The sequence below is a fragment of the Tunturiibacter empetritectus genome, assembly GCF_013410875.1.
Taxonomy (GTDB): Bacteria; Acidobacteriota; Terriglobia; order Terriglobales; family Acidobacteriaceae; genus Edaphobacter; species Edaphobacter empetritectus.
In genome coordinates this window covers 1,039,385-1,055,068 of record NZ_JACCCU010000001.1, presented here as the reverse complement: position 1 = coordinate 1,055,068, position 15,684 = coordinate 1,039,385, and the positions used below count along the sequence as shown (strand labels likewise).

Here is a 15,684-nt window from a genome sequence, read left to right as displayed (position 1 = left end):
AGTACTACTCGGCGGCTAGTTCTTCTTGTTCGCCTTCCATGCGCATCTGTTCTAGTTCGCGCTCTTCGGCTTCGATGGCGGATGCCACTTCCTGCTGGACCTGGGCTGCCGCTTCTTCCAGCTCTGGGGAGAGCTGGACGTTGCGGTAGTACTCCATGCCGGTTCCGGCGGGGATGAGGCGGCCTACGATGACGTTTTCCTTGAGGCCACGGAGCGTGTCGATGGAGCCGTTGATGCTGGCTTCAGTGAGTACGCGGGTGGTCTCCTGGAAGCTGGCGGCCGAGATGAAGCTGTCGGTCGAGAGCGACGCCTTGGTGATGCCGAGAAGGAGCGAACGGCCGATGGCAGGCTTGCCGCCGGACATCAACACGCGCTGGTTCTCGGCGTTGAAGCGGAAGCGGTCGGTCTGCTGATCGACGAGGAAGCTGGTGTCACCGACTTCTTCGATCTTGACCCAGCGAAGCATCTGACGAACGATGGTTTCGATGTGCTTGTCGGAGATGGTAACGCCCTGGAGCCGGTAGACTTCCTGGATTTCGTTGACGAGGTACTGCTGGAGTGCGCGCTCGCCGAGAACTTCCAGAATGTCGTGCGGGTTGCGGGGACCGTCGATCAGAGCATCACCGGCACGGAGGCGTTCGCCTTCCTGCACGTTGACGTAAGTACCGCGGGGAACGCTGTACTCCTCTTCCTGACCGTTGTCGGCGGTGACGTAGACTTTGCGCTGGCCCTTCGAGACTTCGCCGAAGCGAACGACACCATCGATCTTGCTGATGATTGCCGGGTCGCGGGGCTTGCGGGCCTCGAAGAGTTCGACGACGCGTGGGAGACCGCCGGTGATGTCCTTGGTACGCGTGGTTTCGCGTGGGATCTTGGCAAGGATGTCGCCGGGGAAGATCTCGTCGCCGTCGGCCACCATGAGGTGAGCGCGTGAAGGCATGAGGTAACGCTTGTTGCCCTGAGCGGACTTGATGATGATGGCGGGCTGACGCTTCTCATCGGAGGAGTCGGTGACGACAAGACGGCTGAGGCCGGTGACTTCGTCGACTTCTTCGTTGAGAGTGAGGCCTTCCTGGAGGTCCTTGAACTGGACGGTTCCAGCGATCTCGGTGAGGAGGGAGAAGGTGTACGGATCCCACTCGCCGAGGCGCGTGCCCTGGACGACCTGCTGGCCCTCTTCGACCTTGAGCTTGGCGCCGTAGACGACAGCGTAACGCTCCTTCTCGCGGCCCTTCTCGTCGACGATGGCGAGCGAACCGTTGCGGTTGAAGGCGACCAGGCCGCCGTCCTTGGAGCGAACGGTGACGAGGTTGATGAAGCGCACGGTGCCGATGTTCTTGGACTCGAGGTGCGAGGCGTCGGATACGCGTGATGCCGTACCGCCGATGTGGAAGGTACGCATGGTGAGCTGGGTGCCGGGCTCGCCGATGGACTGCGCCGCGATGACGCCGACGGCTTCGCCCATCTCGACCATCTTGCCGGAGCCGAGGTTACGGCCGTAGCAGAGGATGCAGACGCCGCGCTTGGACTCGCAGGTGAGAACCGAGCGGATCTTGACGCGCTCGATACCTGCGGCCTGAACGGCGCTGGCGAGATCTTCGTCGATCTCCTGGTTGACGTCGACGATGGTCTTGCCTTCGAAGTCCTTGAGCTTCTCGAGTGAGACGCGGCCGATGATGCGGTCGCGCAGGGGCTCGATGGTCTCGCCGGCTTCGATGATTGGCGTCACGTAGATGCCTTCGACGGTGCCGCAGTCGTTGTGCGAGATGATGACATCCTGCGCAACGTCGACCAGACGGCGGGTGAGGTAACCCGAGTCGGCGGTCTTGAGTGCGGTATCGGCGAGGCCCTTACGTGCGCCGTGGGTCGAGATGAAGTACTGCAGCACGGTGAGACCTTCGCGGAAGTTCGCCGTGATGGGGGTTTCGATGATCTCGCCGGAGGGCTTGGCCATCAAACCACGCATGCCGGAGAGCTGGCGGATCTGCTGTTTGGATCCACGAGCACCGGAGTCGGCCATGATGTAGATCGGGTTCATGGCTCCTTCCTTGTCGGCACGCTTCATGTTGTTGAACATCTCATCGGCAACGCGCTCGGTGACTCCCGACCACATCTGGATGACCTTGTTGGAGCGCTCACCGTTGGTGATGGCTCCGTCGAGGTACTGCTGCTGCATGGCGAGGACGGTCTTTTCGGCTTCGCCGACGAGGGTGTACTTGGAGTCGGGGATGACCATGTCGTCGAGCCCGACCGAGAGACCGGAGCGGGTGGCGTAGGTGAATCCGAGATCCTTGACGCGATCGAGGGTCTTAACCGTGACTTCGAGGCCGAGGTTCAGGTAGCAGTAGTTGATGAGCTGGCCGATGCCCTTCTTCTTGAGAAGGCCGTTGACGTAGGGCATGCCCTCGGGGAGCGCATCGTTGAGGATGGCGCGGCCGACGGTGGTCGAGATGAACTGGTTGTTGAACTCGACCGGCTCGGTGTGGGTGAGGTCCTGATCGTCGTACGCGGTGGTCATGTCGAGGACAGGGCCGGTGTAGCGCAGACGGATCGGGGTGAGGGTCTCGACCTGCTTCGCTTCGAGGGCCATGAAGACCTCCTCGATGTTGGCGAAGACGCGGCCTTCACCCTTGGCATTGACCTTCGCCTTGGTGAGGTAGTAGAGGCCGAGGACGAGGTCCTGCGTCGGCACAGTGATGGGCTGACCGCTGGCGGGCGAGAGGATGTTGTGCGAAGCAAGCATGAGAACGCTGGCTTCGATCTGGGCCTCGGGCGAGAGCGGGATGTGAACGGCCATCTGGTCGCCGTCGAAGTCCGCGTTGAAGGCGGTGCAGACGAGCGGATGGATCTTGATCGCCTTACCTTCAACGAGCACGGGCTCGAAGGCCTGGATGCCGAGACGGTGAAGCGTCGGAGCGCGGTTCAGGAGAACCGGGTGATCCTTGATGACCTCTTCGAGGATGTCCCAGACGATTGGCTCCTGCATCTCGACCATCTCTTTAGCCTGCTTGATGGTGGTGCAGTGGCCGGTCTGCTCGAGGCGATGATAGATGAAGGGCTTGAAGAGCTCGAGCGCCATCTTCTTGGGAAGACCGCACTGGTGCAGCTTCAGCTCGGGACCGACGACGATGACCGAACGGCCGGAGTAGTCGACGCGCTTGCCGAGGAGGTTCTGACGGAAGCGGCCCTGCTTGCCCTTGAGGGTGTCAGAGAGGGACTTCAGCGGACGGTTGTTCGCGCCACGGAGGACACGACCACGGCGGCCGTTGTCGAAGAGAGCGTCGACGGCTTCCTGCAACATGCGCTTCTCGTTGCGGACGATGACCTCAGGTGCATGGAGGTCCATCAGCTTCTTGAGGCGGTTGTTACGGTTGATGACGCGGCGATAGAGATCGTTCAAGTCAGACGTGGCGAAGCGTCCGCCGTCGAGCGGGACGAGGGGGCGAAGCTCGGGCGGGATCACGGGGATCACGTCGAGGATCATCCACTGCGGCAGGTTGTCGGACTTGCGGAAAGCTTCGACGATCTTGAGACGCTTGGAGTACTTAAGCTTCTTCTGCAGCGAAGTCTCGGTCTTCATGCGCTCGCGCAGCTCGATGGCGAGCTCGGTGACTTCGACGCGCTTGAGAAGTTCCTTGATAGCCTCGGCGCCCATCATGGCCTTGAAGCCGGTGGGGCGGTACTGTGCATCCAGTTCGCGGAACTTGGTCTCGTCCTTGATGACTTCGCGCTCTTTGACCGGGGCATCGCCTGGATCGACGACAACGTAGGATTCGAAGTACAGAACGGCTTCGAGCTCACGCAGGCTGATGTCGAGCAGGTGGCCGATGCGCGAGGGCAGGCCCTTGAAGAACCAGACGTGCGAGCAGGGGCTGGCGAGCTCGATGTGTCCAAGGCGTTCGCGGCGGACCTTCGAGAGGGTGACTTCGACGCCGCACTTGTCGCAGATGACGCCGCGGTGCTTCATGCGCTTGTACTTGCCGCAGAGGCACTCCCAGTCGGTGATGGGGCCAAAGATGCGGGCGCAGAAGAGGCCGTCGCGCTCGGGCTTGAACGTACGGTAGTTGATGGTTTCCGGCTTGGTGACTTCGCCATGCGACCAGCTGCGGATCTTCTCTGGGCTGGCGAGCTGGATCTTGATGGCGTCGAAGTCGGCGATGGGTCCGGTCAGTTCAAAGGGGCTGGAGCGAAACATATTTGGCGTCTCCGTATGCAGTGTCTGGCGTTTTTTGCGCCTTGCTGCTGGTTACTGCTGCTTTACTTCTGCTGGGCGGTGGGTGGTTAGGTCCGTCGCCTGCTTCTCTTTGTTGCTCTTCCCTTTTGGCCGGCCCTTCGTGAATGTTGAGCGTAAGCCTCATTCAGAAGGACCGTGCCTGGGGTGGAGCGGTATCGACTAATCTGCTGCGGCGATGGCTGGCAGCGGCTGCTTCTTCTGGTCGGCCTGTTTGATCAGTTCGACGTCGAGGCAGAGGGACTGTAGTTCGCGGATAAGAACGTTGAAGGACTCTGGAACACCCGGCTCGATGGCAGCTTCGCCCTTGACGATGGCCTCGTAGATCTTGGTACGGCCGAAGACGTCGTCAGACTTGGCGGTGAGCAGCTCCTGCAGGATGTAGGCGGCGCCGTAAGCTTCAAGGGCCCAGACCTCCATCTCACCGAAGCGCTGTCCGCCGAACTGCGCCTTACCACCCAGCGGCTGCTGAGTGATGAGCGAGTACGGTCCGATGGAACGAGCGTGGATCTTGTCGTCGACAAGGTGCGACAGCTTGAGCATGTAGATGTAGCCAACGGTGGCAGGCTGTTCGAAGGGTTCTCCGATCATGCCATCGTAGAGCTGCGACTTGCCCGAGCTGGGGAGACCAGCGGCCTTGAGGAGCGCCTTGATCTCGGTCTCGCGTGCACCGTCGAAGACTGCCGTGCCGAACCAGATACCGCGCTTCATGCCGGCGGCAATGCGCAGAGTCTGCTCGTCGTCTAGGTCAAGAAGCTGGTTGAGTGCGGCGGTACCGGCGAAGCGCGCCTTGAAGAGCTCGCGGACTTCGTTGGCCGACTCCATCGTGGCGGCAAGCTCGGCGATCTGCGCGCCAAGGGTGTGTGCAGCCCACCCAAGGTGTGTCTCAAGGATCTGACCGACGTTCATACGCGAAGGCACACCGAGCGGGTTGAGCACGATCTCCACCGGCGTTCCATCGGGGAGGTACGGCATGTCTTCCTCAGGAAGGATTCGTGCGATAACACCCTTGTTCCCGTGGCGGCCGGCCATCTTGTCACCGACAGAGAGCTTGCGCTTCATGGCGATGTAGACCTTGACCATCTTGATGACACCAGGCGAGAGTTCGTCGCCCTTCTGCATCTTGCTGATCTTCTCGTTGGTGATCTTGCGGAGAACATCGATCTGACGTGAGGTCATCTCCTCGATCTCATCGATCTGCTCGTTCACACGCGGATCCTTGTCAGCGTAGCGGATGCGCTTGAGGTTACGAGTGCTGATGAGCTCAATGGTGTCGCGGTCGAGGATGTCGCCCTTGTTGAGCAGCTTCTTGTTGGTGCGCTCATCGTGGAGATCAGCCAAAACTTCTTTGGCTCCCAGGATCGCTTCGAGACGTTTGAGACGTTCGTCGGTGAGAATACGAATCTCGTCGGCGAGGTTGCGCTCGAGCTTCTCGATCATCTCCTGCTCGATCTGCTTGGCGCGCTCGTCCTTCTCCTGACCCTTGCGGGAGAAGATGCGGACGTCGACGACAGTGCCTTCGATACCCGGAGGGCACGTCAGGGAAGCGTCGCGAACATCGCCGGCCTTTTCTCCGAAGATGGCGCGGAGAAGCTTCTCTTCCGGCGTCAGCTGAGTTTCACCCTTCGGCGTTACCTTGCCGACGAGGATGTCGTTGTGACCGATCTTCGCTCCGATGCGGATGATGCCTGAGTCATCGAGATCGCGCAGTGCGTGCTCGCTGACGTTGGGGATATCGCGCGTGATCTCTTCCGGTCCAAGCTTGGTGTCGCGGGCTTCGATCTCGAACTCCTCGATGTGGATCGAGGTGTAGTAGTCCTCGCGGACCAGCTTCTCCGAGATAAGGATCGCGTCCTCAAAGTTGTAACCACGCCATGGCATGAAGGCGACCAGAACGTTACGGCCGAGGCCGAGTTCGCCCTGCTCAGTGCAAGGACCGTCGGCGATGACCTGACCCTTGATGACGCGATCGCCCTTGCGAACGATCGGTTTTTGGTTGATGCAGGTGTTCTGGTTGGAGCGCTTGAACTTCGTGAGCTGATAGATGTCCGAGCCGACCTCACGCGAGAGCTGCGTGGGGTGGTGCTCGCCTTCTACGCGCACGATGATGCGCTCGGAGTCAACTGAGTCGATGATGCCGTTACGCTTGGCCAGGATGACGGCGCCGGAGTCGCGGGCGGTGACGCCTTCCATACCGGTACCGACGAACGGAGCCTCAGCGACGAGCAGAGGAACCGACTGCCGTTGCATGTTGGCACCCATCAGAGCGCGGTTGGCGTCGTCGTGCTCGAGGAACGGGACAAGCGATGCGGCTACTGAGACAAGCTGCTTCGGCGAGACGTCGACGTAGTCCACCTCGGACTTGTTGACGAGGACGAAGTTGCCTTGGCGACGAGCGTCGACGACATCCTGCACGATGTTCAACTTCTCATCGAGCTCGATGTTCGCCTGCGCGATGGTGTGGCGATCTTCTTCCCAGGCCGAGAGGTAGAAGCTGAAGGGGGCGAGGTCCATAGTGCGCTTGCCGGCCTTCTTCAACTCTGCGTTCTTGGCGCGGGCCTCTTCGATCTCGAGGTAGTCGCCTTGACGCAGACCGGACTCACCGGCGTTCGAGACGGAGACGTAGTCTAGCGCACGGCCTTCCTTCACGCGGCGGTAGGGAGACTCGATGAAGCCATATTCGTTGATGCGCGCAAAGCAGGAGAGCGACGAGATGAGACCGATGTTCGGGCCTTCCGGTGTCTCAATCGGGCAGATGCGGCCGTAGTGAGTGGGGTGCACGTCGCGGACTTCAAAGCCGGCGCGCTCACGGGAGAGACCACCGGGCCCAAGGGCGGAGAGGCGACGCTTGTGCGTGATCTCCGACAGGGGGTTGGTCTGGTCCATGAACTGCGAGAGCTGCGAGGAGCCGAAGAACTCACGAATCGCGGCCATGACTGGCTTGGCGTTGATGAGGTCATGCGGCATCGCGGTCGACATCTCTTGGTAGACCGACATCTTTTCCTTGATGGCGCGCTCCATACGGACGAGGCCGATGCGGAACTGGTTCTCCATCAGCTCACCGACGGCGCGAACGCGGCGGTTGCCAAGGTGGTCGATGTCGTCGACGACACCGATGTTCTTGCGCAGCTTGAGCAGATAGCGGATGGTGCCGTAGAAGTCCTCGGGGGTCAACGTGCGCTTGTCGAGGCCAGACGGATCCTGGTTCTCGTAGAGCTTGATGTTGAATTTGAGGCGGCCGACGCGCGAGAAGTCGTACTTACGCGGATCGAAGAACATACCTTCGAAGAGCGCAGTCGCGGTGTCGAGCGTCGGTGGGTCGCCGGGACGCAGCTTGCGGTAGATCTCGATGAGAGCTTCCTCAGGCTTGCGCACGGAGTCGCGACGAAGGGTGTTGGTGATGATGTTGCCCACGTCGTCGCGCTCTGGGAAGAAGACCTCGATGCTGGTGACGCCGGACTGGATGATCTTGTGCAGCTTGTCGGCGGTCAACTCCTGGTTGGCTTCGTAGAGCAACTCGCCGGTGGTGAGATCGACCACGTCAGCGGCGGTCATAGCGCCATCGAACTCGCTGGTCTCAACTTCGACCGAGTCGATCTTGTGGCTGCGCAGACCCTTCATGGTGTGAGCAGAGATCTTGCGTGTGGCAGGAGCGATCTCTTCCCCTTTGACGGTGACGGCATGCGCGGGACGGGTGCCCTGCAGGTTGCTGAGCTGACCTTCGGGAACGACCTTCCAGTGCAGCTTGCCGTCGGCTACGTTGATAGTGTCGACGGTGTAGAAGGTCTTGAGGATCTCCTCGTCGGTACGCAGGCCGAGCGCGCGCAGGAAGATGGTGCCGAGGAACTTGCGCTTGCGGTCGATGCGGACGTAGAGGGTGTTCTTCTGGTCGTACTCGAATTCGACCCAGCTGCCGCGGTACGGAATGATCTTGCCGAGGAAGTAGGTGCGGTTGTTTGCGGTCTCGAAGAAGACGCCGGGCGAACGGTGGAGCTGCGACACGATGACGCGCTCGGTGCCGTTGACGATGAAGGTGCCGTTCTGGCTCATCAGCGGGATGTCGCCGAAGAAGACTTCCTGCTCCTTCATGTCGCGTAGGCTCTTGACGCCGGTCTCGGGGTCCTTGTCATAAATCTTGAGGCGAATCGTGACCTTGAGAGGTGCAGAATAGGTCATGCCGCGCTCTTCGCACTCTGCCTGGTCGTACTTCAGCTGCAGGCCGACAGGGTCGCCGCACTTGGTGCAGAAGTCAGGGGTGTTCTTGTTGTAGGTTCCGCAGAAGTTGCAGAGGACGTCGCCCGGGTGGAAGGGGTCGGTAATGACCATGTGGCCGCAGTTGGTGCAGGCCGTGCGCAGGTGGTTGAGGCCCTTGAGGTAGCCGCACTTGCACTCCCAGTTGCCGATCGAGAAGTCGACGAACTCGAGCTCGGAGACGTTGCGGAAGTCGGTGATGGGGAAGACTGAGGTGAAGACCGACTGCAGGCCGTTGTCTTCGCGCTCCTGCGGGAGCTTGTCCATCTGCAGGAAGCGCTCATAGCTGCGGCGCTGGACTTCAATGAGGTTAGGGATCTGGATGGATGTGGGGATCTTGGAAAAATCAAGACGGCTTCGGATCGCGCGCATTTCGCTGTTGTTGGACTCGCCAGACATGCTCTCTCCTGAAAACTGACCTTCGAGGCCTCCCGAGTGCGTCTGCCGGCATCGTATTGCTGGCTTCACTCGTTAGGGGAGGGCTTCGGTCAGGCCCTCCGGGTTTGCTTCTGATCGCGCAGTGTTTATGATCTTCGGGTCTTGCTGTCCTCGATGGCAGCGAGCCCCGTGCGCAAAACGTCTTGCCGTAATGGTCCGCGGCACGGATAAATCTTGAAACTTTTACTACCTACAGGCGTTCGAAGCTGCTATAAAGAACGCGTGCAGCGTACTGTTGGCTCCTATAGCGGAGACAATGCCGATAAACACGGCAAAGCGCTCGCGGGGACAGCATGCCCCATGAGCGCAAAGGTCGACTTGTGCACTGTTTCTATATGAGTAGTGTTAATGCCTGCCGCCATTGAGGTTCGCCTACCCCAAAGTTGCGCCGCTCGCATGATTCTTATTGCACTATGCGCATCCGCCGCTCGAAGCGTATAGTGGCCGGTTCCTTAACCTATGAAGACAGGATGATCCGGGTACAACGAAGTTTTTTCTGGATACCGCTGGCCGCCAATGAGCACGTCAAGGCGGAACGAATTTTCTCTAACGTCAAGAATATCGCGTTCCGCCTTATAGTGCAAGCTGGCAGTTAACTACTTGATTTCGATGGTGGCAACGCCTTCGAATTTCTTGGCGATTGCAGCTGCATCATCCTTCGAGATGTTCTCCTTCAAGGGCTTGGGAGCGGCGTCGACCAGATCCTTGGCTTCCTTCAGCCCAAGAGCGGTAACTTCGCGTACAGCCTTGATGGTGTTGATCTTATTCGCGCCGGCATCCTTGAGGATAACGGTGAACTCGGTCTTCTCTTCGACCGGAGCCGCTGCCGCTGCGCCGCCGCCGGCTGCCGGGGCTGCAACTGCCGCTGCTGCTGAAACGCCGAGACGCTCTTCGAGCTTCTTGACCAGAGCCGAAGCCTCGAGGAGGCTGAGGCTAACGATTGAATCTTCCAACTGCTGGATGTCTGCCATGTTATTTCTCCAATTAGAACTGAACTTTGTGGTGCCTATTGCTCTTCCAAAGCCTGACTGCGCTTCGGCTGCCTATGCCTTCCAGGGTTTCCGTTGCGCCCAGACCAGCGCCCCCGGGAAGACCAGGCGAAACTTGTTTAGCCTTCGACCGGGTCGGTGGTCGCGGCTTCCCCACCCTGCGATGCGGTGGAGTTCTCAGGCTGCTCAGCGGTGGCATCGGCGCCGGGAGCTTCGACGGCGTGCGCCTCGGCTACAAGCTGACCTTCAGCGGCGGGAGCAGCAGGAACTTCAACGACTGCGGCCTCTGCGACAGGAGTCTCTTCAACCTTGGCCTCTGCTTTAGGAGCTTCGACAGCCTCTGCTTTCGTCGCTTCGACAGTTGCCGGAGCGGCTGCGCCTGCAAACTTGCCCTTTTCTACGCCCTGGTTGATGACAACCGCGAGATCGCGTCCGGTAGCGTTGATGACCGTGGCCAAACGCTGCGCAGGCGACTGAATGAGGAAGAGAAGCTTAGAGAAGAGCTCTTCCTTGCCCGGCATGGTGGCGAGATCGCCAATCTCACGAACGTCGATCACCTTGCCGTCGACGATGCCCAGCTTGAAGGTGAACTCAGCGTTGTCCTTGACCCAGGTCGAAAGCGCCTTAGCGAGAGCAACAGGATCGCTCGAGGTGTAGGCAACAGCCGATACGCCCTTGAGGCCCTGCAGCGCCGACTCGATCTTGGTGCCTTCGCTGGCGCGTGCAGCCAGCTTGTTCTTCACAACGTGGTAGTTTCCACCGGCGGCGCGAACAGTCTTACGCAGCTCGAAGTCCTTCGCGGCGGTGAGGCCCTTGAAGGTGCCGATGATAGCGGAGGTCGAGTGCTCGAGCTCGATCGCGAGCTGCTTCACCTTCTCCGTCTTTGATGCTCTGGTCAATGCCATGACTGAATCCTCTTCGCTTTCGCTTGCCCGCTCCTCGCTTCCGCGCCAGAGGGGGTTTCGTGCTAACTAAAAATTGATTAGGCCTTGCCTGCTAGTTCAGCAGCGGCGTAGTCGAGCTGAATGCCAGGGCCCATGCTCGAGCTCAGTGTGACGCCCTTGATGTACTTGCCCTTGGCGGCCGACGGCTTGGCCTTCACGACACTCGTAATCACAGTCATCGCGTTATCGACCAGCTTCTGCGGATCGAATGAGAGCTTGCCGACTGGAACGTGAACCAGCGCGGTCTTATCGGTGCGGAACTCGACCTTACCGGCCTTAATCTCCTTGACCGCAGCGGCAACGTCAGTGGTTACGGTGCCAGTCTTCGGGTTGGGCATCAGACCCTTGGGGCCGAGCACCTTGCCGAGACGTCCAACGGAACGCATCATGTCAGGGGTCGCGATCAGAGCGTCAAAGGCAGTCCAGTTTTCTTTCTGGATCTTCTCGACCAACTCCTCACCACCGACAAACTCAGCGCCGGCAGCCTCTGCTTCCTTGATGCGATCGCCTGAGGTGATGACGGCAACGATCTTGGACTTGCCAAGGCCGTGTGGGAGCACAACAGTGCCACGAACCATCTGGTCCGCGTGGCGGGGATCGACGCCAAGACGCATGGTCAGATCGACGGTCTCGTCGAACTTCGCGTACTTTGCTTTTTGCAGGAGCGGAACAGCGTCCGCCAACAGATAAGGACGGGGCTCGACGAGCGCACGCGCCTTTACTAGATTCTTAGAGAGCTTCCTTGCCATTTTTCCTCGTCTCCCACCCCTCTGGAGTTGAACTCTCCGGGCGTGGTTCTCGACTGGCCTCAACTGGACATTGAGGCACTCTTATAAGTATGCCGGAAAGGCAATATCACGTCAAGGATTACCTGGTTGCAACCCTGGTTTTCGCCGCAAAACATAGACCCCACGATAGAGAAATGGCGTCTGCTCGTAGAGTGGATCTTTGAGGGCCGCCCTCTCCCATTTCAGTGCCGGTGTATGCATCACGATATAGTCCGGCTTGTCTTCAGCCACCCAGGAGACCCAATCTCCGTGAGTTACGTGGTCGGCGTTCTTGGGCGTCGTCAGGCCCATTATATCGAAGATATATCGATGGCTGCAGTAGTAGCCGAGTCGCCCAGTCTCCACGGCTTCGATCGTTGCCTCTTGAGGAGTATTTCGATTCAACCATTCGGCCAATACCCGGTAGTCGGTTTCCGGCGTTTCGTTAAATCTCTGCACAACAAAGACGTTCGTAAGGGCGACTGCAGCTATAACGACGGCTGCGACGGAATATCCAACTCGACTCCGAGGGATGCCCTCGGCTCCGTAGACAAGGCCAAAGAAGATAAACGGGGCGAAGTACCAGCGATACCCCGGGATATTCAATAAAACATAGAACGCAAGGAGCAGAGCGCAGAAGGGTAAGACCGTTTCATTCAGGACCGTTCCGCGCAGACGTTTCACCCCGATGAAGGCAAGTGCTACCACCGCGAACACGAAATAGATCGTCGGTTTGAAGTCCTTATCCAATTGCCACGCCATTCCGAAGAAGGCCGTCGGCCAGGGTCCTAAAGCACCAGAAAGACCCTGTCCGATCTTCGCGGTGGTTGAAGAGGGAAGAATCTGACCATAGACACGATAGTTCAGAAGAAGAAAACCGGCCGCAATTGCCAAAGGCGGAAGAAACGACGATAGAGCCGGCCAGCGTCGACGACGAAAAAGATGCGCGCAAACCACCAGAAGCATCATGCCGCCTTCAAAGCGTGTAAGCACTAAAAGCGCCAAGACCGAAGGCAGCCAATTGTACTTTTCCTCCCGGCAGAGCGTGACCGTGAGTATCAACATGAAGAGGAACAACGCAGTCTCCATGCCCACCTGGACATAAAAATATCCCACGCTAGCTATCAGAAAACCGGCAACCGGGACCATGCGCTCGGCAAGAACACTTGCGAGGAACAGAAATATCGCAGAGATGAGAACTGACGCGAGAATAATGTTGCCGTGAAGCATCCATGAGACAGCGAACAAGAGATAGCAGAACAGAGGGGAGGTAAGCCCATTCACCTTCTCTCCTAGATTGAAGACAAAGCCGTTGCCCCATAAGGCGTTGTTGATGTAACGCGCGTAGATCAATGCATCGTCGATCTGAGCGTAACGAGCTCGATAAGACAAAAAGACGACGAGCGCAAACAAAAGAACGTACTTCATCTTCCGCCATGCCAACTTGTCGAGCATGTCGGAATTCTACAAACATCCGTATCTTCTGCAAGATGAATATTGGCCAGAAAAATCGCCTTATTTCGTTTGGACAAGAGGCTACTACACACCAAACTTGGTGGCCTTCGAGCTGTTGGCGAAGAAACATGCTTGACGAAGGGATAAGACGGAGCTATATTTGCCTTTAATAGGGCGAACAAATGGAGAAACAAGACAGCACGTCCCTCTTCCCAATCCTTCCCCCAAGCCCTGTGGGAATCGCCCGCATGGCAGCTGAGGCAGAGCACGCCGAGGATGGCCACCTGATTGAATTCAAGATGTTGAAGGTGCGCAGCATTCTGAATAAATCTGTGTCGAAGAGACAGCTGTCACTGGCGTACAGCATCAATCCGTACCGGGGATGCGAGTTCGGCTGCAAGTACTGCTATGCGCGCTATACGCATGAGTTCATGGCTCCGAAGGCTGCGGCAGAGATCAGCGCAGAGGTCACGACCAACACGATCGATATGCGGGATCCTTTGTCGTTCGAGCGAATGATCTTTCTGAAGCAGAATGCGGCGTGGCTGCTGGAGCAAGAGTTGAAGAAGATTGACCCGGCGGACGAGGTCGCGCTGGGCACCGCGACCGACCCCTACCAGCCGATCGAGCGACGGGCGAAGATTACGCGCAGCATTCTGGAGGTCTTCTCGCGGAAGGAGGGCTATCGGCTCGGGATCGTGACGAAGTCACGGCTGATTGAACGCGATATTGATCTACTTGTGGAGATTGGGCGTCACAACACACTCGTTGTCCATGTGACGATTACGACGCCCGATGCTAAGCTTGCGCGCTTGCTGGAGCCACGGGCGCCTCGGCCGGATCTTCGCTTTCAGGCTGTCCGGCGCATGCGGGAAGCAGGAATCATCGCAGGTGTCTTCGGCTCGCCGCTGCTCCCCGGCATTACCGACAATGAAGAGGCGCTGGACGGCATGGCTCAACGGTCCGCAGCCGTGGGAGCGAGTTTCTTCGCCGCGCACCCACTCTTCCTCAAGCCGTGCTCACGTCCTACTTACCTGAGCTTCGTTCGTGAGCACTTCCCTGCCCTTCAGGCCGACTATGCCAAACGCTTCGCCACCGCCGACTTTGCCGGAAGAGAGTATCGCGAACGCCTTGCAAAGATGGTTGATAGCGCATGCCGACGGTACGGCCTGGGAAAACGTTCGAGCGACGCCCTGCTCACTCGAAACGAGGAGGGCGGGGGCAAGAGGCCGACGCTGGGTGTGGGAACAACGGCGAGACAGCAAAGACTCTTTGCGTAGAAGGCAGAATAGAGCAGGAGTGCGAGCAGTAACTTAATGAGGAGAAAAGACGCCTGGAGATCATCGTCGACTGACATAGTCGGTGATGATTCCCTGCGTCCTCGCTTGTAGAAAGCTCATTCGGTGCAACTGCTTTGAGTTAGCCTACAACTTCAATGCCCATCGAACGTGCCGTGCCGCGAATGCTCTTCGCTGCTGCCTCGACCGTGGTCGCGTTCATGTCCGGCATCTTCTGGGTGGCGATTGCGATGATCTGCTTCTCGGTCACCTTGCCCTTCTTCTCCTTGTTCGGAGTGCCGGAGCCCTTCTCGATACCAGCAGCCTTCAACAGGAGCACCGGAGCCGGAGGGGTCTTGGTGATGAAGCTGAAGGTGCGGTCTGCGTAGACGCTGATGACGACCGGGATGGTGAGTCCGGCCATATCAGGCGCCTTGGTGCGCTCGTTGAACTGCTTGCAGAACTCCATGATGTTGACCTGGGCCTGGCCAAGCGCAGGGCCGACCGGAGGTGCAGGGGTGGCCTTGCCGGCCATAATCTGAAGCTTGACGTATCCAGTGATCTTCTTCGGTGCCATTCGGGTAAATCCTCTTTACTCTTCCAGCAGCGGCGTTGTTACCTCCGAACGCCTGCTGCTTAATTATTTCAAAACTCTCAAACTACTCGTCGACAACCTTGTCGACCTTGGAGAACTCGATCTCGACCGGAGTCGAGCGGCCAAAGATACTGACCATAACCTTGAGGGTCTGCTTGTCCTCGTTGATATCGTCGACCGCGCCGGTGAAGTTGGCGAAGGGGCCCTCGTTGATGCGGACCTGCTCGCCCTTCTCGTACTTGACCTTCATGGTCGGCTTGTTGCCTGCAGTCTCGGTGCGGAAGAGGATGGAGCTTACTTCCTGCTCGGAGAGCGCGACCGGGTTGTCGCCTGTGCCCAGAAAGCCGGTGACGCGCGGCGTGTTCTTGATGACGTGCCACAGGTCGTTGTCGAGTTCCATCTCGACCAAAACATAGCCAGGTAGGAAGACGCGCTCGATGGTGTACTTCTTGCCATTGCGCAGCTCAGTGACCGGCTCAGTCGGAATCATGATGCGGCCGATGCGGTTCTGCAAACCAAAGGCCGTGATGCGGCTCTCGAGGGACTCGCGCACCTTGCGCTCAAAGCCCGAGTAGGCATGAATGATGTACCACTTGAAGTTCTCATTGACCGGGGGAGCCAACTGCTCAGAGGGGTCTCCCTGAGGATTCTGCTCTTCCGGATTTTGCTCTTCTGCTGCCATCGTTGTGCCTTTTTCACGCATCGTGTACTTCTCTCTACCGCTTTTGCTCGGGAAT

At 58.8% G+C, this 15,684-nt stretch carries 9 protein-coding genes; 1 reads left to right on the top strand and 8 read right to left on the bottom strand.

From position 1 onward, the window contains the following. Nucleotides 1-4: 4 nt before the first annotated feature. From rpoC to HDF08_RS04385, 6 genes are all read right to left on the bottom strand, one after another. Nucleotides 5-4,195, bottom strand: a complete 4,191-nt coding sequence (gene rpoC / locus HDF08_RS04410; protein WP_179637362.1) for a DNA-directed RNA polymerase subunit beta' — start codon at nucleotides 4,193-4,195, stop codon at nucleotides 5-7. Nucleotides 4,196-4,393: 198 nt separating this feature from the next. Then, complete coding sequence (gene rpoB / locus HDF08_RS04405; RefSeq protein WP_179637361.1) at nucleotides 4,394-8,881, bottom strand: DNA-directed RNA polymerase subunit beta; 4,488 nt, start codon at nucleotides 8,879-8,881, stop codon at nucleotides 4,394-4,396. Nucleotides 8,882-9,516: 635 nt separating this feature from the next. Further along, complete coding sequence (gene rplL / locus HDF08_RS04400) at nucleotides 9,517-9,891, bottom strand: 50S ribosomal protein L7/L12 (RefSeq protein ID WP_179585103.1); 375 nt, start codon at nucleotides 9,889-9,891, stop codon at nucleotides 9,517-9,519. A 137-nt stretch (nucleotides 9,892-10,028) separates the two neighbouring features. Next, a complete protein-coding gene (gene rplJ / locus HDF08_RS04395; protein ID WP_179637360.1) occupies nucleotides 10,029-10,814 on the bottom strand; it encodes a 50S ribosomal protein L10 in 786 nt (261 codons plus the stop codon). Nucleotides 10,815-10,891: 77 nt separating this feature from the next. Continuing rightward, complete coding sequence (gene rplA / locus HDF08_RS04390; RefSeq protein WP_179637359.1) at nucleotides 10,892-11,602, bottom strand: 50S ribosomal protein L1; 711 nt, start codon at nucleotides 11,600-11,602, stop codon at nucleotides 10,892-10,894. 111 nt (nucleotides 11,603-11,713) lie between these two features. Beyond that, nucleotides 11,714-13,075: a hypothetical protein gene (locus tag HDF08_RS04385; RefSeq protein ID WP_179637358.1), complete on the bottom strand. Its 1,362-nt coding sequence runs from the start codon at nucleotides 13,073-13,075 to the stop codon at nucleotides 11,714-11,716. Nucleotides 13,076-13,257: 182 nt separating this feature from the next. On the opposite strand from HDF08_RS04385, the gene HDF08_RS04380 reads away from it, so the two are divergent. Then, nucleotides 13,258-14,355 (top strand): SPL family radical SAM protein, encoded by a 1,098-nt coding sequence (locus HDF08_RS04380; RefSeq protein WP_179637357.1) that lies wholly within the window; start codon nucleotides 13,258-13,260, stop codon nucleotides 14,353-14,355. Between the two features lie 139 nt (nucleotides 14,356-14,494). On the opposite strand, the gene rplK is transcribed toward HDF08_RS04380, so the two are convergent. Beyond that, nucleotides 14,495-14,929, bottom strand: a complete 435-nt coding sequence (gene rplK, locus HDF08_RS04375; protein WP_179637356.1) for a 50S ribosomal protein L11 — start codon at nucleotides 14,927-14,929, stop codon at nucleotides 14,495-14,497. Between the two features lie 82 nt (nucleotides 14,930-15,011). Continuing rightward, complete coding sequence (nusG, locus tag HDF08_RS04370) at nucleotides 15,012-15,650, bottom strand: transcription termination/antitermination protein NusG (protein ID WP_179637355.1); 639 nt, start codon at nucleotides 15,648-15,650, stop codon at nucleotides 15,012-15,014. Nucleotides 15,651-15,684: the final 34 nt, after the last annotated feature.

Coding starts and splice junctions, on each gene's coding strand:
- HDF08_RS04380 (WP_179637357.1), top strand. CDS start 13,258: ATGGAGAAACAAGACAGCACGTCCCTCTTCCCAATCCTTCCCCCAAGC.
- rplK (WP_179637356.1), bottom strand. CDS start 14,929: ATGGCACCGAAGAAGATCACTGGATACGTCAAGCTTCAGATTATGGCC.
- rplA (WP_179637359.1), bottom strand. CDS start 11,602: ATGGCAAGGAAGCTCTCTAAGAATCTAGTAAAGGCGCGTGCGCTCGTC.
- rplJ (WP_179637360.1), bottom strand. CDS start 10,814: ATGGCATTGACCAGAGCATCAAAGACGGAGAAGGTGAAGCAGCTCGCG.
- rplL (WP_179585103.1), bottom strand. CDS start 9,891: ATGGCAGACATCCAGCAGTTGGAAGATTCAATCGTTAGCCTCAGCCTC.
- rpoC (WP_179637362.1), bottom strand. CDS start 4,195: ATGTTTCGCTCCAGCCCCTTTGAACTGACCGGACCCATCGCCGACTTC.
- HDF08_RS04385 (WP_179637358.1), bottom strand. CDS start 13,075: ATGCTCGACAAGTTGGCATGGCGGAAGATGAAGTACGTTCTTTTGTTT.
- nusG (WP_179637355.1), bottom strand. CDS start 15,650: ATGCGTGAAAAAGGCACAACGATGGCAGCAGAAGAGCAAAATCCGGAA.
- rpoB (WP_179637361.1), bottom strand. CDS start 8,881: ATGTCTGGCGAGTCCAACAACAGCGAAATGCGCGCGATCCGAAGCCGT.